Annotated in this window: 19 protein-coding genes, 1 tRNA gene and 1 pseudogene; 10 read left to right on the top strand and 11 right to left on the bottom strand. The window is 66.5% G+C overall.

Annotation, left to right across the window (positions count from 1 at the left end; translation table 11 throughout):
* Positions 1-36 precede the first annotated feature (36 nt).
* Both BWQ92_RS15995 and BWQ92_RS16010 read left to right on the top strand, forming a co-directional pair.
* Positions 37-5691: a peroxidase family protein gene (locus BWQ92_RS15995; protein WP_442856767.1), complete on the top strand. Its 5655-nt coding sequence runs from the start codon at positions 37-39 to the stop codon at positions 5689-5691.
* Between the two features lie 261 nt (positions 5692-5952).
* Positions 5953-7500, top strand: a complete 1548-nt coding sequence (locus BWQ92_RS16010; protein ID WP_076801051.1) for an amino acid permease — start codon at positions 5953-5955, stop codon at positions 7498-7500.
* 78 nt (positions 7501-7578) lie between these two features.
* On the opposite strand, the gene BWQ92_RS16015 is transcribed toward BWQ92_RS16010, so the two are convergent.
* From BWQ92_RS16015 to BWQ92_RS16035, 5 genes and pseudogenes are all read right to left on the bottom strand, one after another.
* Positions 7579-8214, bottom strand: a complete 636-nt coding sequence (locus tag BWQ92_RS16015; RefSeq protein ID WP_076801053.1) for a DUF2461 domain-containing protein — start codon at positions 8212-8214, stop codon at positions 7579-7581.
* 154 nt (positions 8215-8368) lie between these two features.
* On the bottom strand, positions 8369-10468 hold the full coding sequence (locus BWQ92_RS16020) for a DUF6541 family protein (RefSeq protein ID WP_076801055.1): 2100 nt from the start codon (positions 10466-10468) through the stop codon (positions 8369-8371).
* A 7-nt stretch (positions 10469-10475) separates the two neighbouring features.
* Positions 10476-11705 (bottom strand): polysaccharide pyruvyl transferase family protein, encoded by a 1230-nt coding sequence (locus BWQ92_RS16025; RefSeq protein WP_076801057.1) that lies wholly within the window; start codon positions 11703-11705, stop codon positions 10476-10478.
* A 133-nt stretch (positions 11706-11838) separates the two neighbouring features.
* Positions 11839-13331 (bottom strand): annotated as a pseudogene (locus tag BWQ92_RS16030) (catalase).
* A 19-nt stretch (positions 13332-13350) separates the two neighbouring features.
* Positions 13351-13824, bottom strand: coding sequence for a Fur family transcriptional regulator (locus BWQ92_RS16035; RefSeq protein WP_076801058.1), 474 nt, complete (start codon positions 13822-13824; stop codon positions 13351-13353).
* Positions 13825-13900: 76 nt separating this feature from the next.
* On the opposite strand from BWQ92_RS16035, the gene BWQ92_RS16040 reads away from it, so the two are divergent.
* Both BWQ92_RS16040 and htpX read left to right on the top strand, forming a co-directional pair.
* A complete protein-coding gene (locus BWQ92_RS16040) occupies positions 13901-15172 on the top strand; it encodes an MFS transporter (protein ID WP_076801061.1) in 1272 nt (423 codons plus the stop codon).
* A 39-nt stretch (positions 15173-15211) separates the two neighbouring features.
* Positions 15212-16081 carry a zinc metalloprotease HtpX gene (htpX, locus tag BWQ92_RS16045; RefSeq protein WP_076801064.1) on the top strand — a complete coding sequence of 290 codons (870 nt, stop codon included), beginning with the start codon at positions 15212-15214 and terminating at the stop codon, positions 16079-16081.
* 143 nt (positions 16082-16224) lie between these two features.
* Here htpX and BWQ92_RS16050 read toward each other — a convergent pair whose 3' ends face one another.
* Positions 16225-16680, bottom strand: a complete 456-nt coding sequence (locus tag BWQ92_RS16050; RefSeq protein WP_076801066.1) for a GNAT family N-acetyltransferase — start codon at positions 16678-16680, stop codon at positions 16225-16227.
* A gap of 129 nt (positions 16681-16809) precedes the next feature.
* Complete coding sequence (locus tag BWQ92_RS16055; protein ID WP_076801068.1) at positions 16810-17301, bottom strand: YajQ family cyclic di-GMP-binding protein; 492 nt, start codon at positions 17299-17301, stop codon at positions 16810-16812.
* 199 nt (positions 17302-17500) lie between these two features.
* Between BWQ92_RS16055 and BWQ92_RS16060 the strand changes: the two genes are divergently transcribed.
* Both BWQ92_RS16060 and BWQ92_RS16065 read left to right on the top strand, forming a co-directional pair.
* Positions 17501-17755, top strand: a complete 255-nt coding sequence (locus tag BWQ92_RS16060; protein WP_076801070.1) for a hypothetical protein — start codon at positions 17501-17503, stop codon at positions 17753-17755.
* Between the two features lie 116 nt (positions 17756-17871).
* Positions 17872-17953: transfer RNA gene (locus BWQ92_RS16065), tRNA-Tyr, on the top strand.
* A 78-nt stretch (positions 17954-18031) separates the two neighbouring features.
* Here the strand turns inward: BWQ92_RS16065 and BWQ92_RS16070 are convergent.
* A complete protein-coding gene (locus BWQ92_RS16070; RefSeq protein ID WP_076801072.1) occupies positions 18032-18766 on the bottom strand; it encodes a potassium channel family protein in 735 nt (244 codons plus the stop codon).
* 97 nt (positions 18767-18863) lie between these two features.
* The gene (locus tag BWQ92_RS16075) at positions 18864-19883 is read right to left on the bottom strand and encodes a LysM peptidoglycan-binding domain-containing protein (RefSeq protein ID WP_076801074.1); all 1020 of its coding nucleotides are present in this window, start codon (positions 19881-19883) and stop codon (positions 18864-18866) included.
* A 398-nt stretch (positions 19884-20281) separates the two neighbouring features.
* On the opposite strand from BWQ92_RS16075, the gene trxA reads away from it, so the two are divergent.
* Positions 20282-20719 carry a thioredoxin gene (gene trxA / locus BWQ92_RS16080; RefSeq protein ID WP_076801076.1) on the top strand — a complete coding sequence of 146 codons (438 nt, stop codon included), beginning with the start codon at positions 20282-20284 and terminating at the stop codon, positions 20717-20719.
* A gap of 75 nt (positions 20720-20794) precedes the next feature.
* Here trxA and BWQ92_RS16085 read toward each other — a convergent pair whose 3' ends face one another.
* Positions 20795-21073, bottom strand: a complete 279-nt coding sequence (locus BWQ92_RS16085; RefSeq protein WP_076801078.1) for a putative quinol monooxygenase — start codon at positions 21071-21073, stop codon at positions 20795-20797.
* Between the two features lie 100 nt (positions 21074-21173).
* On the opposite strand from BWQ92_RS16085, the gene BWQ92_RS16090 reads away from it, so the two are divergent.
* Positions 21174-22847 (top strand): AMP-binding protein, encoded by a 1674-nt coding sequence (locus BWQ92_RS16090; RefSeq protein ID WP_076801080.1) that lies wholly within the window; start codon positions 21174-21176, stop codon positions 22845-22847.
* A 68-nt stretch (positions 22848-22915) separates the two neighbouring features.
* Here the strand turns inward: BWQ92_RS16090 and BWQ92_RS16095 are convergent, their stop codons facing one another.
* Positions 22916-23935 carry a DNA-3-methyladenine glycosylase family protein gene (locus BWQ92_RS16095; protein ID WP_076801082.1) on the bottom strand — a complete coding sequence of 340 codons (1020 nt, stop codon included), beginning with the start codon at positions 23933-23935 and terminating at the stop codon, positions 22916-22918.
* Between the two features lie 153 nt (positions 23936-24088).
* Here BWQ92_RS16095 and BWQ92_RS16100 point away from each other — a divergent pair, with 153 nt between their 5' ends.
* A complete protein-coding gene (locus BWQ92_RS16100; RefSeq protein ID WP_076801084.1) occupies positions 24089-24490 on the top strand; it encodes a VOC family protein in 402 nt (133 codons plus the stop codon).
* Between the two features lie 65 nt (positions 24491-24555).
* A complete protein-coding gene (locus tag BWQ92_RS16105) occupies positions 24556-25941 on the top strand; it encodes a cystathionine beta-synthase (RefSeq protein WP_076801086.1) in 1386 nt (461 codons plus the stop codon).
* Positions 25942-25944: the final 3 nt, after the last annotated feature.

A 25944-nucleotide genomic window follows, 5' to 3' on the forward strand; every position in this document is an offset into this window, starting at 1 on the left:
TCCTTCCGGCTGATTGCGGCGGCTACCACGCTCGCCATGCCGGCAGCGATGGGGCTGCCCGTGGTCGCGGCGAACGCCGTTCAGGCACCTGTCGGGGCAGGATTCAACGTCACACCTTCAGACCTGTCCTTCATCCTGAAGCAGATTAAGATCGCTGAGGCACACGTTGCCAACACCACGTCGGAAACCGGCCCCTGCGGCGCCCTTTTGGGTACAGGACCCAATCAGCTCGCCAGCCCGATGCTGTCCTTCGGGCTGCGCACTGTGGACGGCAGCTGCAACCACCTCGAGCCCGGACAGGACAACTACGGTGCCGCGGATCAGGTGTTCCCACGGCTGGGAGCTGCATCGTTCAAAGACGCGGAGAACTCGATGTTCGGGCCGCCGGCCCCGTCAAGCTACACCCAGAAGAAGGGCGACGTATTCGACTCGCAGCCGCGCGTCATCAGCAACCTGATCGTGGATCAGACCTCGACGAACCCGGCGGCCGTGTCCGCGGCCGGAAACCCGGTGCGCAGCCAGGGCAACGAGGGCGTTGTTCCCTGCACGACCGATCCGGATCCCCTCGCCGAGCCTGCGGTTGCCGCCGTGCCTGCAGGTTGCGTGCCCTCCCACAGCACCCTCTTCATCCCGAACATCACCACCGACGTCGGGCTTTCCCCGCCGTACAACTCGCTGTTTACGCTTTTTGGCCAGTTCTTTGACCACGGCATCGACCAGACGGTGAAGGGCGGAGGCAGCGTCTACGTTCCGCTCAAGGCTGACGATCCGCTGATTGCCGGTCCCAACCACAAGTTTGACGATGATCCGGCGACGGCGACGGTTGAGGGTGTCGATGACCCCGCAACGCGTGACGTCGTGGAGGGCGACGACCTGCCCGTGCACCTGCGGTTCATGGCCCTTACCCGTGGGCTGAACCAGCCGGGCGAGGACGGCATCCTGGGTGACGATCCTAAGACGACTGACGTGGACGAAAGCGCCGACGACGTGCAGGACGCGCTGAACACTGACTCCCCGTGGGTGGACCAGAGCCAGACCTACACCTCCCACCCCTCGCACCAGGTCTTCCTGCGCGAGTACGTCGCGGACACCGCGACCGGCCGTCCCCTCTCCACCGGAAAGCTGCTCGGCGGGCCTGCCGGCCCGACCGCAGGCGGCATGGCCACCTGGGCCACCACCAAGAAACAGGCGCAGGAGCTGCTGGGCATCCAGCTGCTGGACAAGGACGTTCTGAACGTCCCAATGATCAAGTCCGACCTGTACGGCAATTTCATTCCGGGACCGGCGCGCGGCCTTCCCGTGTTCGTGACGGCCAGCGGCGAGGTCGAGGCCAACCCGGCCGACAACGAGAACAAAGGAACCCTGGTTCCCGCCGATGCGCTGTACTTCAACACCCCGTTCCTCACGGACATTGCGCACAACGCCGACCCGTCGCCCAAGGACACGGACCACAACCCCGGCACCCCCGCCGTGGCACCGATCAAGGACACGGACACTACGGCATCGGCCGATTTCGCAAGCCAGCCACGGGGAACCTACGACGATGAGATGCTCGATGCGCACTTCATCGCCGGCGACGGCCGCGTCAATGAGAACATTGGCCTGACCGCCATCCACCAGGTGTTCCACTCGGAACACGACCGGCTCGTTGACGACATCAAAGCCACCCTGGCCAAGACGGAGAACGCAGATCTCAAGGCCCAGTTCGAAGACGTCAATGACGCAACGTTCGACTATGGCGAACGCCTCTTCCAGGCAGCCCGCTTCGTCACCGAGATGGAGTACCAGCACCTGGTCTTCGAGGAGTTTGCCCGCAAGATCCAGCCGCTGATCAACCCGTTCCAGCCGTTTGCCTTCACGCAGACGGATATTAACCCGGCGATCAAGGCTGAATTCGCCCACGCCGTGTACCGGTTTGGCCACTCCATGCTCACCGAGACGATCTCCCGGCGGAATGAGTACAAGCCGGGCCCGGACGCCGTGTACGGCACTTCCGACGACATCGCCGGCTCGGAGAATGACATCTCCCTGCTTGAAGGCTTCCTCAACCCGCCGGCGTATACCGACGGCGGCGACGCCGGGCAGCTGACATCGGAAGAGGCGGCAGGCAGCATCGTGATGGGCATGTCCGACCAGGAGGGCAACGAACTGGACGAGTTCGTCACCGACACGCTGCGGAACAACCTGCTGGGACTTCCGCTGGATCTCGCCACCATCAACATGACGAGGGCCAGGTCCGAGGGCGTTCCGACACTCAACAATTTCCGCAAGGAGCTGCACGCCAAAACCAACGACGGCCAGCTCAAGCCCTACACGAACTGGATCGACTTCGGCGAGAACCTCAAGCACCCCGAGTCGCTCATCAACTTCGTGGCTGCCTACGGCAAGCACCCGACGATCCTCACTGATGCAGGACCTGACAAGGTGCTGGGCAACGGGGACGACAAGCCGGCTTCACTGAAGTCGCGCCGTGACGCCGCCCGCGCCATCGTCAACCCCAACACCGTGGCGGGGGACGTCCCTCCTACAGACGCTGCAGCGTTCATGAACAGCAGTGACGGATGGGCAAACGAGAACGGTGCGTCGAAGACCGGGCTCGACAACGTCGAACTGTGGGTGGGCGGCCTCGCCGAACGCACCAACATGTTCGGCGGCCTGCTCGGCAGCACCTTCAACTTCGTCTTTGAACAGCAGCTGACGGAGCTCCAGAACGGCGACCGCTTCTACTATCTGGCACGCACCCCCGGCATGAACCTGCGGGCACAGCTGGAGGGCAACTCCTTCGCCGAGCTGATGATGCGCAACACCAACGCCCAGGCGCTCAAGGCGGATGCATTCGCCACCGCTGACTGCAAGTTCGAGCTGAAGAACCTCGCAGGTACCACTGAGGGCTTTACGAGCTTCGGCAACACGGTCGCGAACGACCCGGCCTCCGACTGCGACGAATCCAAGGTCCTGATCCGCATGTCGGACGGCACCATCAAGTACCGGATGACCAACACTGTGGACCCGTCCGGCATCAACGGCCAGAGCGTCTTCAACGGGACCGCCAACGTTGACCGCGCCTACGGCGGCAACGACAACGACACCTTCTGGGGCGGCCTAGGCAACGACGTGATCGAAGGCGGTGATGGTGCCGACGTCGCGCTGGGCGGCGAAGGCAACGACATCATCACCGATATCGCCGGCGATGACGTGCACAAGGGTGGCCCAGGCAACGATGCGATCGACGCCGGCCCCGGCCTGGACATCATCATGGGCGGTGACGGCAGCGACTTCACGAACGGCGGAGCCAACATTAACGAAACCTTCTCCGGTGAGGGCAATGACTTCGCCATCGCCGGCCAGGGTGAGGATGCTGTCTTCGGAGACGGTGGGGACGACTGGATGGAGGGTGGCGACGAGCCCGACCTCCTGATGGGTGACTCCAGCAACCTCTTCTTCCTCGATGATTCGCAGAGGCCGGGCCACGACATCCTCTTCGGTCAGGGCGGCGACGACGATTACGACATGGAAGGTGGCGACGACGTCGGCCTCGCCGGTCCGGGAATTGAGAAAATTGCCGGTGCCTCGGGCTACGACTGGGAGATCGGCCTGCACGATCCGCAGCCGCAGGACGCCGACCTGGACCTGCCCATCCTGCCTCTCGATATCCTTCAGGTGGGGGTCCGCGACAGGTACAACGAAGTGGAAGCCCTCTCGGGCGGCCCCTTTGATGACAAGCTCCGCGGCGACGACATCATCCCGAGCGAACGGGGCGGCGGCGGCTTCATCGGCTGCAACGTCCTGGATGTGCACGGCGTCAACCGCATCTCCGGCCTCAACGAACTGATCCCGGACGCCGCACGGACCACACCCATCGCCGACGTAATTGCCGCTTCGGCATCGAAGGACTGCCCGCTCCTGGACAGCTCCGCGAACGCGATGGCCTGGGGCGATGGCAACATCCTCCTCGGCGGTGGCGGCAGCGACATCATCGAGGGACGCGGCGGCAATGACATCATCGACGGCGACCGCTACCTCAACGTCCGGCTCAGCGTGCGCACCAATGCCGCTGATCCCAACACCGAGATCGGCAGCGCCACCAGCATGACCGCGCAGTACCTGAGGAATGCGACGGGCGGCCTGACCGGAGCGACCCTGCAGGCGGACGTCTTCGCCGGCAAGATCGACCCGGGCAACATCGTGGCCGTGAGGGAGATCCTCTCCACCAGCGGCGGCACGGATAAGGCCGTATTCTCCGACATCGAGGCGAACTACACCGTCACTGAAACCGACGGAGTAACCACTGTGAGCCACAACGGCGGAGGCACCGACGGAGTCGACACGCTCCGGAACATCGAGACCCTGGTCTTTGCCGACTCCGTACCTCCAAGCGCACCCACCGGCGTGACCGCGCAGGCAGGGAACGGCCAGGCCACGGTGAACTTCACCGCAGCCGAAACCGGCGGCATCACTGACCAGTTCTCCATCCGCGTTCTTGACGCGGCCTCCGGCGCACAGATCGGTGAGACCCGGACGGCGCCCGGTGGCGACACCAGCATGGTGGTCGACGGACTGACGAATGGCGTAGCCGTCAAGTTCGAGGTCCGCGCCACGAACGTGCACGGTGAAAGCACGGTTATGGTTACCAACACCGTCACCCCGGTGGCGCCGGTGCTGGTCACGGCAGTCCCGTCCATTACGGGAACCGCCACAGTCGGCAGCACCCTGACGGCGGCAACAGGAGTCTGGGGACCGGCGCCGGTGGCACTGTCCTTCCAATGGTTCAGCAACGGGGTCGCTGTAGTCGGCGCCACCGAGTCCACTTACACGGTCAGGGCCGCGGATGTGGGTCAGCCGGTAACTGTCAGGGTCACCGGGTCCAAGGACGGGTACGAGTCGGTAACGATGACTTCGGAGCCCGTTGCGGCGGAGGCCGCCCCGGTGGTTGCCAGCGCCCTTCGCGACTTCACCGGTGACACCAGGGCTGACCTGGTGGCCAGGGATTCCAGTGGGGTCCTGTGGACCTACCCGGGCACCGGCAACGGGCTCTTCGGGACCCGTATCCGCGTCGGTTCCGGATGGAACGCGATGTCAGTGATCTCCGCAGCCGGTGACCTGACCGGTGACGGGAAGCCTGACCTGGTAGCCAGGGAATCGAGTGGGGTCCTGTGGACCTACCCGGGCACCGGCAACGGGCTCTTCGGGACCCGCATCCGCGTCGGTACCGGATGGAATGCGATGTCGGTGATCTCCGCAGCCGGTGACCTGACCGGTGACGGGAAGGCTGACCTGGTAGCCAGGGATTCCAGTGGGGTCCTGTGGACCTACCCCGGCACCGGCAACGGTCTCTTCGGGACCCGCGTCCGCGTCGGTACCGGATGGAATGCGATGTCGGCGATCTCCGCAGCCGGTGACCTGACCGGTGACGGGAAGCCTGACCTGGTGGCCAGGGACTCCCGCGGGGTCCTGTGGACCTACCCGGGCACCGGCAACGGGCTCTTCGGGACCCGCATCCGCGTCGGTACCGGATGGAATGCGATGTCGGCGATCTCCGCAGCCGGTGACCTGACCGGTGACGGGAAGCCGGACCTGGTGGCCAGGGACTCCAGTGGAGTCCTGTGGACCTACCCCGGCACCGGCAACGGTCTCTTCGGGACCCGCATCCGCGTCGGTACCGGATGGAACGTCATGAGGGTTATTAGCTAGCCCAGTTCGGAGGCGGCCGTCTCCGGGTCCCCATCGGAACCCGGGGCGGCTGCCCCCCACCGCTGAAGCCTTCCGGCTGATGCAACTTTAGGCCCCACGCCCGGCCCTCCACCACACCGCGCAGCCGCAGCGCGGAGGAGGGCCGGGCGTGGTTTTTGCCTGCGTGCCGTCTCATTATTCGGGACAATTGTGGCCGTCCACTGGATGGACACTACACTTGATAGGTCTGTTTCCATCCCCTATCAGGATCGTGGACTTCCAATGAACCTTTTCCGGACCAAATCCATCGAGCAGTCAATAGCCGACGCCGATGAGCCCGGACGCAAACTGAAGCGCTCCCTCAGCACCTGGGACCTCATGATCATGGGCGTCGCCGTTGCCGTCGGCGCCGGCATCTTCTCCGTGGGCGCCAAGGCCGCCGCGAACTTCGCTGGCCCCGCCGTCACCATCTCCTTCCTGGTCGCCGCCATCACCTGCGCCCTGGCGATCATGTGCTACGCCGAATTCGCCACCGCCATCCCTGTTGCCGGCTCCGCCTACGTTTTCACGTACGCCACCATGGGCGAGGTCCTGGCCTGGATCATCGGCTGGAACCTCATCCTGGAGCTCTTCACCGCGGCCGCGGTGATCGCCAAGTACTGGGGCATTTACCTCAGCAAGGTCTTCTCCCTGATGGGAGTGGACATGCCCCCGGCCGTCTCGCTTGGCGACGTTGACCTGTACTGGGGCGCGTTCCTCATCGTTGCCGTCTTCACCGTGCTGCTGGTGCTTGGCACCAAGCTGTCCGCTCGTGTGGGCAACATCTTCACGCTGATCAAAATCGGCGTGGTGCTCTTCGTGATTGTGGTGGGCTTCACCTACGTGAAGTTCTCCAACTACACCCCCTTCGTCCCGGCCTCTGAACCGACGGCCAACGCCGGCGCCGCCGACGTCATGAAGCAGTCGTTCTTCGGCTTCCTCACCGGTGCCGCCCCCGCACAGTACGGCACCCTCGGCATCTTCGCCGGCGCCGCGCTGGTGTTCTTTGCCTTCATCGGTTTCGACGTCGTGGCCACCTCCGCAGAAGAGGTGAAGAACCCGCAGAAGACCCTGCCCCGCGGCATCTTCGGCGGCCTGGCCCTGGTGACCCTGCTGTACATCCTGGTCTCGCTCGCCCTGACCGGCATGGTCTCCTATACGCAGCTGGCCGAGGCGGAGAGCCCCACCCTCACCACCGCCTTCGAAGCCGTCGGCAACACCGACGCCGCGAAGGTGATCGCCTTCGGCTCCCTCGTGGGCCTGACGACGGTGATCATGGTGCTGCTGATGGGCCTGGCACGGGTTGTGCTGGCCATGAGCCGCGACGGCCTGCTGCCGCGCTCCCTCTCCAGGACCAGTGAGAAGCGCTCCACGCCCGTCCGCCTGCAGATCATCTGCGGCGCCGCCGTCGCCCTGGTCGCCGGACTCACCAACGTGGACCTGCTCGAGGAAATGATCAACATCGGAACGCTGTCCGCGTTCGTGATGGTCAGCCTGGGCATCCTCGTGCTGCGCAAGAAGCGCCCTGACCTGAAGCCTGCCTTCCGGGTCCCGTTCGGCAAGGTGCTTCCCATCGTGTCCGCGGTGCTGTGCCTGTACCTGATGACCAACCTTGCCGTGGAGACCTGGATCTTCTTCGGCATTTGGCTGGTGCTCGGCGTTGCCATCTACTTCGCCTACGGGCAGCGGCACTCCCGCCTCAACGAGAAGTTCGCCGATGCCAAAGCCGCCGTGGACGGCCGTTCAGCCGATCTCGACGACCGGGACGACGACGAGCTGACCAAGGTCTAGCCGGCACCCGGGACCTGCCCCCCTGGTTTGGCCGGACGGCAGCCCCTGATGCAAAACCGCCGCCCCCTGACGCAACCTTCAGGGGGCGGCGTGCCGTCCCACCCAGTCCACCAGCGGGCGGAGCTGTTCCCAGCGGGCGGCAATCTCGCGTTCCGCGTCCGGGGAGGCGAGCCATTCGGGCTCGCCTAGGGTAACACCGGCGGAGAGCGACTTGTGAGTCAGCAGCTCGGCGCGGGGATGGTCCTTCGGAAAGCCCCGGGGCACGGTTTTCAGTTTCTCGCCTTCGATGGCGAATCCCGCGGCTGCGATCGCGTCCACGATGTGCTGCAGCTGTTCGCCGGTGCTCCCCGCGTCCACGGAACTCCGGTAGCGGACCAGCTGCGCGGGTGAATGCGAGTGGTAGCCGCCGCCAACCAGCAGGCCGTCGGCACTGATCTGCAGGTAGTAGCCCACGCCCTCCTGATATGAGGCGAACGCGCCCTGGGCGGTCTTATACGGTGACTTGTCCGGGGAGAAGCGGACGTCACGGTTCGGCCGGAAGATCTTCCCTGGCCCAAAGCGCGGCTCAAGGTCCGCCAGAAGCGCCTGGAGCGGAGCCTTGACGGAATCCTGGTACACCGCGGCATGGGCATGCCACCAGTCGCGGTTGTTGTTCTCCTCCAGCTCGGCGTAGAACTTGGTTGCCGCGGCCGGGATGCCCTCGAATGTGCTCATGATTGAAGCCTAGGGATTCCCGGCGGCCCCGGCCACGGCCGCGCCGCCCATGTGGATGGCACCGCATATGTGGATAACCGCGAAATGTGGATAACAGGGGCCTGCATGGATAACAGGGGCCCGGGAGGGACGTCCGCCCCTGCGGGAGAAGCAGTCAGCGGCAGGCCGTAATCCTGTAAAGAGTGCGGCCCTCCGCGGAAGCCACTTTTTCAAAGCCCTGCCCGGCTGGCACGTTGTAAAAACCAGGCCAGCGCTTCAGGCTGACACTTCCGTGCGACGCGCCGGGGGCATCCTCGTAGAAGTGGGTGGCGCCGACCTCGCGCACCGCTTCACAGATGGCCGGGTCAGTCGCCAGCCGGTTGAAGCCGGTGCGGAGCAGCTCCTTGGCGGGGCTGCCGGCTGTCGGCGAACCCAGTTGCGTGTAGACGACGTGCCGGCCGGTCAGCGCATAGAAGTAGGTCTCGCCGTTGAACGGGTCCCCGATCACCACGGCATCAGCCGGCAGCATCTCGCCGGCCCGCTCAATGAAGGCTTGTTCTCCCCTGGAGAGCACGCCGTTCCCCGGCTTGTCGGAGACAGTGTAGTTCTGGGCGGCAACCGCCACACGTTCCACCGACCGGTAGCTTCCGGAACCCACATAAAGCGCACCGGTGACCGCGGCAGCGGCAGCCGTGAAGAGGATGGCAGGAACGGGCCACCGTCCGGCGATGCGGGGCTCAGGCGACCGTGCGGACAGGAGACGAACCAGCGCCCTGACTACGGCACCCGTCACCACAGCAAGGGCCAGCGCGGCCAGCAGGCTGCCCGTCATGGCGATAAAGGGGGCGATACGCTGCGTGTCCTTGTACCAGAACCCGGTCAGCCATCGAAGCCCGTTTTCGGGACCCGCAGCAAGCACATAAAGTCCAACGAAGGCGAGCCAGGTGACGGCCAGCGGCCTTGCCTCCCGGACAAAAATGGCCACAACCGCGCCAAGAATCACCAGTAGCCCCACCGCGATGTTGAAGTCGTCCGGCGCCGGCGGGGAGAGTGCCGGGAACCGCGGCAGGTCGAAGAAGGCAAGGTACAGGGAATCCGGGACCTCTGCCCGCACAGCCCGGCGGTAGGCCATGACACCTGCCAGCACGCGCGAGTTGGCCAGCACCGACCACGCCGTTGCCGCAAGGAGCGCCGTGCCCAGGGCTGCCGCAAGGGTAGGGAGGGGGCGGCGCCGCGCCCCGCGCACCAGCAGCGGCAGGAAGCGGGCAGCCACAAAGGGCAGGACGGCCACGGCAATGGCAAACAGGGAGCTGGGATGGGCCGCGACGCAGCCGCCGAGCAGGGCAACGAGGGTGACGGCCAGCAGGATTCGCCCGCGGGCCGGCGCAGGGACCGCTGTACCCGCGGCCGGTTCAGCCCGCCCGGGGGCCGTCCCAGCGGAGGTCCCGGAGGCCGCCCCGGCGGAGGTCAGACGCCGGAGCAGCAGCACGGCCAGGGCCAGTGTGGCGGGCACCAGAGCGGTGGCGAGGCCGTTGGGCCACTGGCCGCTGCGGAGCAGTTGGGAGAAGGGGAAGCTGATGAAGGAGGCACCGACCAGCGGCGTCAGTGCCCAGGCCGCAGGGTGCCGCGGCAGCACGGCCGTGGCCAGGAAGGCCAGGCCGGCCGGCCAGATCAGGCCCCCGATCACGATCGAGGACAGGTTGGCCGCCTCCGGGATGCTGCCCGGGACGAGGGCAACGGCGCTGTGCCAGCCCGCAGGGTAATAGGTGGCACGTCCGGCGCCGAATATCGGGGCGATGCTCCACGGGGTAGCCTGCCCGGATTCCTGGATCCACCGCAATGCGTTCAGGTGGAAGATCGGATCCCAGCCCTGGGAGGCGGCGGCGGGGTCGCCGATGCCACGGAGCAGGGCGAGACAGGTAGCAGCCGAACCGATGGCGGTGCCTGCCCCTGCGGCAAGCCAGGTCGGCAGGCCGATGCCGGCGGGCGTCAGGGGCTGTCCGAAGGCGAACCGCCTTCCGGCGAACCAGGTTGTGAGGACCAGGGGAAGGGCTGTGAGGGCGGCAGTTGCTGCATTCCACGGGAGACCGACGGCGGCCGCCGCGAAGCTGCCGGCCAGCAGCATCAGCAGCGTGACGGCGGGACTGAGCGCTATGGCCGCCGGCCACCCGGGCCTCAGCGGCAGAAGAACCAGGAGTCCCGGGAGGAAGAAAGCCGCGACAAGGAATACAACAGTCGGGACCGACGGGGCCAGCCCGAAAAGCCAATCAAGCATGGTCGATTCAGAGAGCTCCCGGCCGGACCTTGTTCCTCCGCGGCGCGGCGAGTGCCTTGTTGAAGAGCTTCGCGGCACCGGCAGTCAGCGAACCCGCGGTCAGGGGCGCTGTGGCTGTCGGCTGGTCCGGCAGCGGCGGATAGATCTTGTCAGCCTCGGCGCGCTTTCGGGCCACCAGCGCCGGGAGTTCATCGCGCAGCGAACCGCGGTTTTCAGGGATTCCGGGAGCGTCGCCGTCAAGCGCCAGCGACCAGCCACTGCCGAGGGCGGTCAGCGACTCGTGCTTGACGTCGTAGTACCCCTTCTTCATGCCGACTGCCATGCCCCGTGCCCCCGCCGACGCGGCCAGCAGGTGGAAATGGAACCGGCTGGTCACCCAGGTCTGGTCCCCGGAGAGGGGGAGGCCGTGGGCCCAGATATGCAGGAACGGCAGGAACCGTTCTTCCGGGATCAGGTCCGCCAGCTGTTCGTAGGCAACGCGGTCGGCGCCCGGGATGGCTTCAACGTAATAGGCGTTCGTTCCCTCGCTAGCGGCCTTTTCGACGGCGGTCCTCGCCAGCTCCACCGCGGTCCCGAACCGCTCGGGGTCGGCGGTGTCGCTCTGGATGCAGACGTAGAGGCCGGGTTCGGCCGTCGAGCGGGCCAGTTCGGCGGTGAGGCCGAGGAAGGCATCGTCCAGTTCCTGGCTGATGCCGTAGGCGCGGGCGCCGGCTTCGTCGCGGGCTGCTGCGTGCGCGAAGTCCTGGAACAGGGGCATCTCGGCAGGCGCCGAGGTGAGTTCGGGCATGAGTCCCTGGCCGGTGGCAATCAGCCGGGCGCCCGTGATGGCGTGGACGGCACGCATGGCAACTACCAGTCCGGCGTGGTGGGACCAGTTCTCATTGATGAAGCCGCCCCCGATGAGGTGCAGGGATTGTGCTTCGCGCAGCTTGAGGAGGCCCAGATCGTAGGAGGGGGAGCCGAGGCGAGTGACCCGGGCCCTGATGACCTCCGCCGCTTCGTCCAGCGGCATTTCAGCAGTCTCGTGCACCAGCCGCCACAGTGTGTTGGTGACGCGCAGGCGCGGATGCAGCCCATCGAAGAGGACCTGCGCCAGGCCAGGCTGGGGGCAGTCCAGCCAGACATCGGCGTCGGGCCGCACCTCGGCAAGATGCTTCAGCCATGCCGCGGCGATGAACTCGTCGCCGAAATTGGGGTTGCCCGAAGGGCCGATCAGATAAAGAGGACCCGACTGCATGCTGTTGACTATATCTTCCCGCCGGCGCGGAGCGCGCCTCGGAAGCCGATCCTGTTAACGCAGGGAACCCCGCCGCGGTGGTGAGCGGGTCACTGTGCCGTGGCGGGGTTCCGTGGTGTTTTTTCCGGTGCTGTTAGCCGATTTTGTTGGCGGCTTCGGCGTCGGAGAGGGGTGCTTGGCCGAGGTTGGCGCGGAGTTTGGCGCCGAGTTCGGCGTCGACGTTTGTCCAGTACTGGATGGCGCGTTCCTTGATGCCGGGGCTCTTCACGCCGCCCACGGCGCCGGTGATGGTGTCCAGGAAGCGGGCCTTTTCGGCGTCGTTGTAGACCTCGCGGTAGAGGGTGCCGGCCTGGCCGAAGTCGCTGTCCTGGGCGTGCAGGGAGTGCGCGGCGTGGGTGAGTTCGCCGTCGTTTTCCCAGCCGCCGGCCGGGGACTGCGGTTCCACGGCGGCCGGGCCGCCGAGGTGTTCGGGGCGTAGACCGGCACGGTGGGGGCGTTGAACAGGTAGCGTCCGGCGCCGTCCTGGCTGTAGTTGTTGACCGGGCTCTTGGGCTGGTTCACCGGGATCTGGGCGTGGTTGGTGCCCACCCGGTAGCGGTGGGCGTCGGCGTAGGAGAAGATCCGGGCCTGGAGCATCTTGTCCGGGGACGCGGCGATGCCGGGCACGAAGTTCGACGGGGCGAAGGTGGCCTGTTCGATCTGCGCGAAGTAGTTTCCGGGTTCCGGTTCAGTTCCATGGTGCCGACCTTGATCAGCGGGTAGTCCGCGTGCGGCCAGACCTTGGTCAGGTCGAACGGGTTGAACCGGTAGGTCTTGGCGTCCTCGTAGGGCATGACCTGCACGTGCAGGTCCCAGGAGGGAGGTTCCCGGCTTCGATGTTTTCGTGCAGGTCGCGGATGTAGAAGTCCGCGTCCGAGCCGGCCAGGCCTCGGCTTTCGCCGGTGATGTTCTTCACGCCCTGGTTGGAGTGGAAGTGGTACTTGACCCAGAACCGTCGCCTTCGGCGTTGATCCACTGGTAGGTGTGCGAGCCGTAGCCCTGCATTTCGCGCCAGGACGCGGGCAGGCCGCGGTCACCCATCAGCCAGGTGACCTGGTGGGCGGATTCGGGGGACAGGGTCCAGAAGTCCCACTGCATGTCCGCGTCGCGCAGGTGCGTGCCGGGCAGGCGCTTCTGGGAGTGGATGAAGTCCGGGAACTTGATCCCGTCGCGGATGAAGAACACCGGGGTGTTGTTGCCCACGAGGTCGTAGTTGCCCTCAGTGGTGTAGAACTTCACCGCGAAACCGCGCGGGTCCCGCCAGGTGTCCGGGGAGCCGTTCTCGCCCGCGACGGAGGAGAAACGGATCAGCATCTCGGTCTCGACACCGGGCTGCAGGAACGCGGCCTTGGTGTACTTCGAGATGTCCTCGGTGGTCCTGAACGTGCCGAACGCGCCGCCGCCCTTGGCGTGCACCACACGCTCCGGGACCCGCTCACGGTTGAACTGCGCGAGCTTTTCCACCAGGTAGTGGTCCGTGAGGATGATCGCGCCGTCAGCACCGACAGACTTCGAATGCGAATCCGAACTGACAGGCGCACCCGACTGCGTGGTCGACACAACAGGCGCAGAGATGTTCAAAGTCATCTTTCTCCTAATTACTTGATTACTTGCCATTTACGTTTGCAGGAAGCTTTTGGGCCCGCTGGCACTCTCCGCAGATCCCCTGGTACATGACATCCGCGATCTGGATGGTCATGGGCTGGGAATCCTCGTTCCAGTGCGGTGTCAGGCACGGGGCATGGCCGACGGCACAGTCGACGTCCTCCACCCGGCCGCAGCTGATGCAGATCGCGTGATGGTGGTTGTCGCCCACCCGCGTCTCATACAGTGCCGGCGAATGCGGAGGCTCAAAACGGCGCAGCATTTGCAGGTCCGTCAAATCACCCAGCACCACGTACACGGACTGCGCCGTCAGTTCCGGCAGTTCCTCGCGGGCAGCCGCCAGGATGTTTTCCGCCGGGGAGTGCGGGTGGTGTTCGACGGCGGCCAGCACTGCCAGCCGCTGCTTGGTCACCCGTCGGCCGTGGGCGCGCAGGGCCGCGGCCCATGCTTCGTGGCTTTCCGGGTGATCGGTCATGACTCCATTGAAGCACTTATTTTGACTAGATCACAATAAGGTGAGGCTAAGTTCCTCCTGAGGCTAAAGTTGCCGGGTGGGAAAACTTCTGGCTGACATCACTCCGCTGCGCGAAAGCCCTGATTTCCGCCGGCTGTGGATTGGCTCGGCGGTCTCCAACATCGGCAGCCAGCTCACCCTTGTGGCTGTGGGCCTCGAGGTGTACCGGCTCACCCAGGACAGCCTGTACGTCGGCCTGCTCAGCATCTTTGCCCTGGTTCCGCTGGTGTTCGGCGGTCTGCTCGGCGGCTCCATCGCCGACTCCCACGACCGCCGCACGGTGGCGCTGCTGTCGTCCGGGGTGCTGTGGCTGACCACCGGCGGACTCGCCCTCCAGGCCTGGCTGGAGGTGGGCAGTGTGTGGCTGCTGTACGGGCTGGTGGCCGTGCAGAGCGGGGCGCAGGCGATCAACCAGCCGGCGCGCAGCGCCATCATTCCCGCGCTGCTGCGCAAAGAGCTCCTGCCGGCCGCCAACGCACTGAACATGGTGACGTTCGGCCTGTCCATGACGGCGGGGCCGCTGCTGGCCGGCGTCCTGGTGGCCAGTGTCGGCTTCGGCTGGACGTACACACTGGACGCCGTCAGTTTCGTCTTTGCCTTTTGGGCGCTGCTGAAGCTTCCTCCCATGCCGCCGGCGGAGGAGGCGGGGCGTGCCGGACTGCGGTCCGTCGTCGAGGGTTTCCGGTTCCTGGGCACGCGGCCCAACCTGCGGATGACGTTCATCCTTGACCTGATTGCGATGATCCTGGCCCAGCCGCGGGCGCTGCTGCCCGCCGTCGGAGCCCTCATGATCGGCGGCGGGGAAACAACGGTGGGTATTCTGCTGGCCTCCGTGGCGGTGGGCGCCTTCCTCGCCGGCCTCTTTTCCGGGCCGCTCGGCGCGATCCGGCGGCAGGGAAGCGCAGTGGTGTGGTCCGTCATGGGCTGGGGTGCGTCCATCGCCGGGTTAGGCCTGGTAGTGGTGCTGGCCGGGCGGTCCGGGTCCGAAGGAGTGACCCTGTGGCTGATTCCGGCGGCCCTCTGCTGCGCCCTGGCGGGAATCTCCGACTCGATCAGCGCCGTCTTCCGCACCACCATCCTGCAGGCCGCGACCCCCGACCACCTGCGCGGCCGCCTGCAGGGCGTCTTCATTGTGGTGGTTGCCGGAGGCCCCCGGCTTGGCGACATGCTGGCCGGTGGCGGCACTAAAATTCTGAGTGAGGGCTGGGTCCTGCTGCTCGGCGGCGTCCTGTGCATCGTCGTGGCCTGGACAGTGGCGCGGTGGCAGTCCGGCTTCATGAAGTACGACGCGCGGAATCCGGTTCCGTAGGGAGGTGCCGGTCCGTCTTCTGAGCTGCGGGAGGCAAGAGTGCACAATCACCACAACGGACTGAAAACGGCGGCGCTGTTCGGCGTGCTTTGGGCGATCCTGCTGGGCCTGGGAGCGCTCATTGCCGCCAACACCCGCAGCTCCACCCCGATCCTGATCATGGCACTGATCGGCGTGGGGACCACGGCCTACGGTTACTGGAACAGTGACAAGATCGCACTCCGGTCCATGCAGGCTTATCCCGTCTCCGAAGCGCAGGCGCCGCAGCTGTACCAGATGGTCAGGGAGCTCTCTGCCCGCGCCAACCAGCCCATGCCGCGGATCTATGTCTCGCCCACCATGGCGCCCAACGCCTTCGCCACGGGGCGGAACCCGCAAAACGCGGCCGTCTGCTGCACGGAAGGGATCCTGCAGCTCCTCACCCCGCGGGAACTGCGGGGCGTCCTCGGCCATGAGCTCATGCACGTCTACAACCGCGACATCCTGACCTCGTCCGTGGCCGCTGCGGTGGCGGGAGTCATCACGTCGGTGGGGCAGATGCTGCTGTTCTTTGGCGGCGGGGACCGGCGGAATTCGAATCCGCTGGCGCTCATCGCCATGGCGCTGCTGGCACCGCTGGCAGCATCACTGATCCAAGTGGCCATCTCCCGCACGCGGGAGTACGACGCCGACGAGGACGGTTCGCAGCTAACCGGCGATCCACTGGCCCTCGCCTCCGCCCTGCACAAGATCCACCAGGGCGTCCAGGCTGCGCCGCTTCCGCAGGACCAGCGGCTGGTCAACGCCTCGCACCTGATGATCGCCAACCCGTTCCGGGGCGGCGGGCTCAGCAAGCTCTTCGCGACGCACCCGCCGATGCAGGACCGCATCAGCCGCCTGGAGCGAATGGCGGGCCGGCCGCTCAGGTAAGGGCCGCCGTCGTACTTTCCGCTCTGTGGCACCCGCCGCACCCTGCGACATGCACAATTTTCTGCGACGCGCACAATCCCTGGCGCGGCCGGAATACCTGCAGCGGGTGGGAATTTGCGCGTCGCCTGGTAAGGCGGGCCGTGTCAGAGAGACCGGGCGTAGCAGACGGACAGCGGCTCGCCGGCGTAAGGCCCGAAATTGTCGATGGGCCGGTAGCCCTCACGCTCGTAAAAACGGATGGCGTCCGGCTGGGCTGTGCCGGTTTCCAGTTTGAGCTCTGCCAGGCCCAGGCGGGTGGCCTCGGCCTCCAGGCTTCGCAGGACGGCCGTGGCCGCGCCGCTTCCGCGGTGCTCCGGCAGCACGAACATCCGCTTGATTTCCGCGGACCGGGAGTCCAGCTGGCGCAGGGCGCCGCACGCGATTGCTGTTCCCTCGCGGTTCCGGGCCACCAGGAACACGGTGATGTCCTCGGCGCTCGGCGCTGATCCGGGCTCGTGGTCGTCGCTGCCGTAACGGGCATCGAGTTCGGCGCGCTGCATGCTGCGGAGCGCGGCGCCGTCCTCGGCGTCCCACGGTTCAGGGGTGACCGCGAAGTTCATGTCCTGTCCTTTCTCCGAGACGCGGAAAATTGCCTATGACGCGCAAATGGGCCGGCGACACCTGAATTCCAGTGTCGCCGGCCCATTCGCGCGTCGCCAGACCGGTGGCGCGTCGCCAGACCCGTTCCGCTAGCTGCGGAAGTTCACGAACTGGAGGTCGGCCTCGTCGAAGTCCTTCAGCAGGGCCATGGTGGCCTGGAGGTCGTCGCGGGACTTGGACGAGACGCGGAGCTCATCGCCCTGGATCTGCGACTTGACGGACTTCGGTCCCTCGTCGCGGATGAGCTTGTTGATCTTCTTGGCGAGGTCCTGCGCGATGCCTTCCTTGATGGAGGCCTCCAGCCGGAATTCCTTGCCGGACGCGTACGGTTCGCCGGTGTCCAGGGACTTGAGGGAGATGCCGCGGCGGATCAGCTTGGACTGCAGCACGTCCAGCACTGCCAGGACGCGCTCCTCGGAGTTCGCCTTCATCAGGATCTTCTCGCCGCTGAAGTCGACCTCGGCACCCACGCCCTTGAAGTCGTAGCGCTGGGCGAGTTCCTTTTGCGCCTGGTTCAGCGCGTTGGCCACCTCCTGCTTGTCTACCTTGCTTACGACGTCGAATGTGGACTCGCCTGCCATGACTCTCCTTTGCTGGTGCGTGCGTCGCCCGGGCGGTGACGCTCCGGGCAGGGTAGGGATATCTGGATTCCAGCGTAGTACGGATGGCGGGGAAGTGAAGGTGGGCGGCATTCACAGTTCACTCATAGCCAAGTCAGGGCGGGAACGAAGCTTCGGCGCCCAGAGTTGTAGCAGTTGGAAGCCGCTCGGAAGGAAAGCAATGACCCACAAGGCCGTCCGCTACGTCACCAAGTCCACCGCGGCAGCCGCCGGGACCATCGCCACGGCCGCCTCTTCCGTGGCGGCCGCTGCCGTGGCCGCATCCATCATCCTTAGCCCCGTAGCCGACGCCTCGACCCGGCTGGAGGGAGTGCAGGCGGATCTCCAGCGGGCCGTGCAGCTCAACCAGATCACCGAGGAGCAGGCGCTGCGGTTCCAGGCCAAGCTCGCCGGCCGGATCCTCGGCGAAGCCTGATTTCGCGGGCGTTTCGGGCTCGGCGGCGCTCGATTCGATTCTTGGGCAGAAGTTCTGTAAGGTTGTCTTGCCCGCGGGGATGGAAACAAAACCGGGGTGATCTTCTTTTGAAGTTCGGCAGATTACCCGAGCGGCCAAAGGGGGCTGACTGTAAATCAGCTGGCAACGCCTACGGGGGTTCGAATCCCTCATCTGCCACATTGTGAAAGGCCTCCGGAACCTACTGGTTCCGGAGGCCTTTTGCTTGCCGGTCCTGCTTTCTTGGGTTCCGCAGACCTAGGGAGCAGGATCGCGCCGCAGCTCGGCGATCTCGCGTCTAAGGGCGGCGACCTCGGCTGCCAGTTCGCCCACCTCCGTCAGTACCGGCTCCTCGGCCGACTCGGCCGCTGCCACCGTTGTTTCTTCGACCCGGCGCACCAGCCACGAGGCAATGGCGGCCGTCACCACGCCCAGAACCGCAATGCCGCTCATCATCAGCGCCGCCGCCACGAGGCGGCCGAGCCCAGTCACCGGGTACATATCGCCGTAGCCCACCGTGGTGATGGTGGCCACGGCCCACCACACGGCGTCGCCGAACGTGAGGATCTTGGCATCCGGAGCGGACTGCTCGACGTCGAGAACGGCCAGGGCGCCGACGAACACCAGCAGGGCTGCGGAGGCGGCCACGTAGGTCACCACCCTGCCGCGCAGCGTTTCACCCACGGTCCGGTGGAGCACCGACAGCAGGGTCACCAGGCGGAGCAGCCGCAGGGGGCGGAAGAACGGCAGGGCGACGATCAGCAGTTCGTGCAGGTTCCGGACAAACCAGCGCCAGCGGTCTTCTGCCAGCCACAGGTTGGCCGCATAGTCCAGCACGAAAATGCCCCACGTGGTCCACATGGTGGCCTCGAGCCACTCGGCTCCGCGGCCTTCCATCCTGCCGATCACCTGCCACGCGTACGCCGCCAGGAACACGATGGCCGTCCCCATTAGCGGCCATTCGGCAAGGTCCCGGTAGCGTTGCTGAGTCATGGGCATGATCTTACGGGCGGGGCCGGAGCAGCCGCGCCCGTTCCCGGCCGGGAATTCCTGGTGTCCCGGCCGGTCCCGAACCCGTCGCGGAATCCGGTCAGTTCAGCGCTATGACGAGCATCTGGGTGGTGCCGGGGATGCAGGTCTGCAGGACCGCCCGGGGGAAGCCGCCGAACACTGCAGCGACATGATTGGTGGTCCCGGGGTTCGGCACCTGGCCGCGGGCCGATACCAGGTAGGAGCCGTAGCCCGGAATGTCCACACGCTCACCGACACCGATTCCGGAGAAGCGCGCCCAGCCGCCGCAGAAATCGTGCTCCGTGATGAAGAGCGAGTACCCGTCGGTGGGCGTGAAATGGATGGGCCCGATGCAGGCGTCCACCATCGCCTGGCCGCCGGCGCCGGCCACGTAGATGGTCCGTACGGCCGGGGCTGGAGCAGGAGCCGGCGCAGGTGCGGGCGCTGGCGCGGGTGCAGGAGCAGGAACAAGCGCGGGAGCCGGTGCGGGCGCCGACACCGCGGGTCCGGTCAGCTTGAGCGTCTGGCCGGGAAAGATGACGGAGCTGGGTCCAAGGCCGTTGGCTGCGAGCATCCCCGCGGTGCTGACGTTGAAGCGTGCTGCAATCGAACTGACCGTGTCGCCGGCAACCACCCGGTATGTTGTCGGCTTCGGCGCAGGGGCCGGCGCAGCTTTGCGGACGATTGCCGTTTTCGCCGGCACCTTGGCGGCGGTTGGTGCTTTGGCGGCTGCCTTCGCTGCCGTCTTGGGCCCGGTCTTCACGGGTGCCTTCGCTGCAGGCGCCGCGGTCGCGGGTGCTGCCAGGGCCTTCGCCGGTGCATTGGCCGCCGGCGCCGCTGCTGCGGAGGGGGCCGAGGGTGCTGTCTGTTCGACGGCGACAAGCTGGCCGACGGCGGCGGCCGGGTTCCCGCCGTCGGACGCTACCAGGGCACTGACGCCCGCGGAGGCCGCCAACAGGGCGGCGGATACCGCGGCGGAAATGACCAGCAGCCGGGCGGCCGGCCTTCCGGCCAGCGGTCCATGCCGCCCTAAGGCGGGTTCGGCGAAGCTGTTGTGGCCAGAGGTATCGGGGGGATCTGGCGTCTCCTGTTGGTTCATGGCGGACCTTTGCGTGATGCGCAGGCGGATGTCCGGGTGCGCGGCGGACGGTGACGCGCAGACACAGGAGTCGCTCGGGCCCACGGGGGCGGAAGCACGGCATATGGGGGCGCATGACCGCTATTCAGAAGTGGTGCACGCTCGCTAACGTGCCGGCCCCAGCCTGATTCGAGTGTAGGAAGCACCGGGCGGGCGGTGCACGAGTAGGAAATACTCGTTTTTCCGGGAGCAGGCACTTGTTTTCCGCAGAAGCCGCAGATTTTCCGGATGCCGGACGGGCCCTGACGCCCCGGGCAACGGGTGTACTTCGGCCGGCATGGAATATTCCCGGTGACGCGGGGAGCGAACAAGACTCCGGGCCGCGGGACTTCCGGACACGGCTCGCGTACGGTTGAACCATGGCTACCGTTGACATCACAGGTGAACAGTTCGCATCGACCATCGAGGGCAATGACATTGTCCTGGTGGACTTCTGGGCTGAATGGTGCGGCCCCTGCCGCCAGTTCGCTCCCACGTTCTCCGCGGCGTCCGAGAAGCACCCGGACGTCGTCTTCGCGAAAGTGGACACCGAAGCCGAGCAGCAGCTCGCAGCGGAGGCAGGCATCTCCTCGATCCCCACGCTGATGGCATTCCGCGAGAAGGTGCTGGTGTTCTCGCAGCCCGGCGCGCTGCCCGCCGCGCAGCTAGAGCAGGTCATCGACGCCGTCAAGGCCCTCGACATGGAGGAAGTCCACGCGCACGTGGCCCGCTCCCAGGCCGAGGCTGCCGCAGCGGCCGGCAACGCCCCAGCCAAGAACGCCGGACCGCAGGACGGCTCGCAGATCCCGGACTTCTAAGCGCTCTCTCTTAACCAGAAAACGCGGGGTCATTCTCTGGCAGAGAATGACCCCGCGTTGTTCGTTGCCGAAAAACTAGAGGCGTTCCACCTTGACCGGTTCGGCCAGCAGCGCGCTGAGGGATTCGTTCAGGTCCTGCAGGGCGATGCCCTTGGAGTGCGCGTCGAGGGCCTCTTCCGACTCCCAGCGCTCAGTCAGGACCAGCTTCTCCTCCGTCGCCTCGGTGAGCTCGTACCGGATGCAGCCGGGCTCGTTGACTACCTCGTCGATGGCGATTTCCAGGGCGAGCTTCACACGGAAGAATTCGCCGTCGTTGGGGATGAACGTGGCCTGCAGGTCGATGGGTGCACTCATGGATTTCACAATACCGGCCCGCGGCAGTGCGCCCTGACCGGTTACGTCAAGCGGCCCCGTACTGCTTCTCTGGCATCCGCCCAGTTGATAGCGTGCCACCATGCGCGCTTACACCGCCGGGGACGCAGACGTCCCCCTGCTCGAGGAAACCATCGGCCAGAACTTTGAGCGCGTGGTGGCGCAGTTCCCGCTGCATGACGCGCTGATCGAAGCCGCCCCCGTGCCGGGCGCGGATGCCCGCCGCTGGAGCTACACCAAACTGAACGACGACGTCGACCGGCTGTCCCGCGGGCTCCTCGCCTTGGGCGTCGCGAAGGGTGAGCGGATCGGCATCTGGAGCCCGAACTGCGCGGAATGGACCATCCTGCAGTACGCCACCGCGAAGATCGGGGCGGTCCTGGTGAACGTGAACCCTTCGTACCGCAGCCACGAGCTGGAGTTCGTGGTGAAACAAAACGGCATGCGGATGCTGGTCACGGCACCCTCGGACCGGAACAGCGACTACGTGGGCATGGCCCGCCAGGCGCTCGCCGAATGCCCCGACCTCCGCGAGCTCGTGTTCCTGCCGGATTTCGGATTGGAGGGGCTCGACGCCGGCGTCCCCCTAAGTGAGCAGGAGCTCACCTACGCTGAGCTGCTGAAGCGGGCTGACGCCGTCGGGCATTCTGTCCTGCTGGCCCGCATGGCCGGCCTCGGTCCGCACGATCCCGTCAACCTGCAGTACACCTCCGGAACCACAGGCTTCCCCAAGGGCGCCACGCTGACGCACCACAACATCCTCAATAACGGGTACGCCATCGGCGAGCTGCTGGGGTACACCGAGCACGACCGGGTGGTGATTCCGGTGCCTTTCTACCACTGCTTCGGAATGGTGATCGGGAACCTGAACGCACTGAGCCACGGCGCCGCGACGATCATTCCGGGACGGGGCTTCACGCCGGCCGCCGCGCTGGAGGCCGTGCAGGATTTCGGCGGAACGTCGCTGTACGGGGTTCCCACCATGTTCATCGCCGAGCTCGCGCTGCCCGACTTCGCCTCGTACGACCTCTCCACGCTCCGCACCGGGGTGATGGCCGGCTCGCCGTGCCCCATCGAGGTGATGAACCGGGTGATTTCCGAGATGAACATGAAGGACGTGGCCATCTGTTACGGCATGACGGAGACGTCGCCGGTGTCCACCATGACCCGCGCCGGCGACACCCTGCAGCAGCGGACGGAAACCGTAGGACGCACCATGCCGCGGCTGGAAAGCAAGATCGTGGATCTGGCCGGGGAGGTCGTGGAGCGGGGCGAGATCGGTGAACTGTGTACCCGCGGCTACGCCGTGATGCAGGGGTACTGGAACCAGCCCGAGAAAACAGCCGAGGCCATCGATGCGGACGGCTGGATGCACACCGGGGACCTGGCGCGGATGGACGACGACGGGTACGTGGTGATCGAGGGCCGGATGAAGGACATGGTGATCCGCGGCGGCGAGAACATCTACCCGCGCGAGATCGAGGAGTTCCTCTACACGCACCCGTCCGTCCAGGACGTGCAGGTGATCGGAGTCCCGGACGCCAAGTACGGCGAGGAACTCATGGCCTGCGTCATCCTCAAGCCCGGGGCCGCGCCGCTGGACGCCGCGGCGGTGGCGGAGTTCTGCCGCGGAAAGCTGGCGCACTTCAAGGTGCCCCGCTACGTCGAGGTGCGGGACAGCTTCCCCATGACGGTGTCCGGCAAGATCCGCAAGGTGGAGATGCGCGAGGAAGCCGTCGCCCGCCTGGGTCTCTGAGCGCGAGCGTACAGTTGTGGCCCTTGGAAAGCGCTTCCCTGGGGCCCCAACTGTACGTTCGCGCCAGATCAGTGGGCGCGGTGGTCCTGGATGGTCATTCGCGGGCCGAAGGTGGGTTTCCGGAAGCCGCTCAGGCCAAGCATCCGGACCACCCGCTGCCGGTGCCCTGCCCACGGCTCCAGCAGCGCCAACATCCCGGCGTCGTCGGTGCGCCGTCCGGTCAGCGCCGCGCCCACATAGGCGGCCAGGTGGTAGTCGCCCACGGCGATGGAGTCCGGGCAGCCGTGCGTCCGCTGCACCACCTCCGCGGCCGTCCACACCCCGATCCCCGGGATGGTCTGCATCTTGGCGGCTGCCTCGGCCGCCGGCAGGGCAGCCAGGCGTTCAAGTGCGACGGCGGAACGCAGGGCGCGCATGACGGTCGCCGACCGCTGCGGGCCGACACCCGCCCGGTGCCATTCCCAGGACGGGACGCGGAGCCAGCCCTCCGCGGTGGGCCGGACCAGCAGCCCGGGAGGTGCGACGGTACCGGCGCCGGGGGCGGGCGTTCCGTGCCGGTACATCAGGTAGCGGAAACCCCGCCGCGCCTCGATGACGGTGACCTTCTGCTCCAAAATGGTGGGTACAAGGGAATCAACCATCCGCCCGGTGGACGGCAGCCGGACTTCCGGGTTCCGGCGTCGGGCTTCGCGGACCATGCGGGGGAGCGTGGCGGCGAAGGAAGGCTCGTCGAATGCGGACCAGTCGTCGCCGGCACCGAGCAGCCGGGGAAGAGCTGCGAGGGCAGCACCGGAACCTGGACCCCAGGCCTGGGCATCGATGCAGGGGCCGCCGTCCGGCGCAGATCCGGCCCGGTCAGTCGGAGATCCGGCCCGGTCATCTGCCACGGTGAGGCGCAGTGTCACCGGGCCATCCGGCGTCGTAAACGCCATCCACAGCCCGTCCGGCCGCGAGGAGAAGGAGGGGTCACCGTTGCCGCGCATCAGGATTCCGAGGGTGCGGCGCAGGTCATACGGGCCGCCCGGATGCCACCTCAGGGACGCGTCCGCCGCGGCGGCAAGCCGGGCGGGGGCGTCAGCAATGGTCATGCATTCATCGTCCCACGCCGGACTGACAAAGCTGCCGCCCGTCCCGCCGGGAGGGTTTCCACCAGGCCCTTAACCGGGGATGGTGCCCGGACTACAATCCCCAGTGTGGCGCGGGTGGGCCGCGTCCCTTCCTTCGAGCTGTAGGTGATCGCAATGGGTGGAGTGGTGCATTTCGAAATCCCCGCGGACGACCAGGACCGCGCAAGAAACTTCTACAACCAGGCGCTCGGCTGGCGGATCGACCCCATGCCGGAAATGGATTACAACGTGGTGATCACCACCCCGATGGACGAAAACGGCCGGCCTACGGAGCCGGGCGCCATCAACGGCGGCATGATGGCCAGGGAGGGGGAGCTGACCACGCCTGTCATCACCGTGGACGTGGAGGACATCGATGCGACGCTGCGCACGGTTGAGCAGCTGGGCGGTTCGGTGGTGAAGCCCAAGGAGACCATCCCGGGCATGGGCCACTACGCCTACTTCAAGGACACTGAGGGGAACATCCTGGGGCTCTGGGAGAACCTGCCGGCAGATGCAGGCGGCGCCGCCGGCTGAGGCAAGCGGCCAACGTGGGCCGTGGCCGCGCGGGTGCCGCGGCCCAAGACGGTAAGTTGGTACCCATGAAGTACGCCCAGTCGGTCCTGGACCTCATCGGCAACACCCCGCTCATCAAGCTGAACCACGTCACGGAGGGCGTCAAGGCCACCGTCCTCGTGAAGCTGGAATACGTGAACCCCGGCGGATCCATCAAGGACCGCATCGCGGCGAAGATGGTTGAGGAAGCCGAACGCGACGGCAAGCTCAAGCCGGGCGGCACCATCATCGAACCCACCTCGGGGAACACCGGCGTGGGACTGGCCCTGGTGGCGCAGCAAAAAGGCTACAAGTGCATCTTCGTGGTCCCGGACAAGGTGGGCGAGGACAAACGAGCAGTCCTGGAGGCCTACGGTGCCGAAGTGGTGGTGACGCCCACCGCCGTCGAACCTGACAGCCCCCAAAGCTACTACGGCGTTTCCGACCGCCTGGTCACCGAGATTCCCGGCGCCTACAAGCCGGACCAGTTCTCCAACCCCGCCGCGCCGCTGAGCCACTACGAGACCACCGGCCCCGAGATCTGGCGCGACACCGACGGCAAGGTGACGCACTGCGTCATCGGCGCCGGCACCGGCGGCACCATCACCGGCACCGGCCGGTACCTCAAGGAAGTCTCGGCGGACCGTCCGGAGTCCGAGGGCGGCCGGGTCAAGATCATCGGCGCCGACCCTGAAGGTTCGGTCTACTCCGGCGGGACGGGGCGCCCGTACTTCGTCGAGGGCGTCGGCGAGGACATGTGGCCGGGCAACTACGACAAGTCGGTCCCGGACCAGGTCCTCGCCGTCAGCGACGCCGACTCCTTCGCCATGACGCGGCGGCTTGCCCGCGAGGAGGGCCTGCTGGTGGGCGGCTCCTCCGGCATGGCCGTGGTGGCCGCGCTGCGCACCGCCAGGGACCTCCCCGAGGACGCAGTGGTGGTGGTGATCCTGCCCGACTCCGGCCGCGGTTACCTCGCCAAGATCTTCAACGACCAGTGGATGCGCTCCTACGGCTTCCTCTCGGGCGGCGAGGAGGCCTCCGTGGGCGAGGTCCTCAAGTCCAAGACGGGCGAACTGCCGGATCTGGTGCACATCCACCCGAACGAAACCGTCCGTGACGTCATCAACATCATGAACGAGTTCGGCGTCAGCCACATCCCCGTCCTGTCGGCGGAGCCGCCCGTGGTGATGGGCGAGGTGCTCGGCGCCGTGGATGAACGGTCCCTGACCGCCAAGCTGTTCCGCGGCGAGGCCAAGCTGACGGACAAGATCGCCGAGCACATGGGGGAGCGGTTGCCCGTGATCGGCTCGCTCGAAACCATCTCCGCCGCCCGCCAACTGCTCTCCGACGTCGACACCGTAATGGTGACATTCGTGGGCGCGCCCATCGGCATCCTGACCCGCCACGACCTCCTCGCCTACCTCAGCAACTGATCC

Origin of the sequence: Arthrobacter sp. QXT-31, from assembly GCF_001969265.1 — a bacterium.
In the GTDB taxonomy this organism is placed as follows: Bacteria; Actinomycetota; Actinomycetes; order Actinomycetales; family Micrococcaceae; genus Arthrobacter.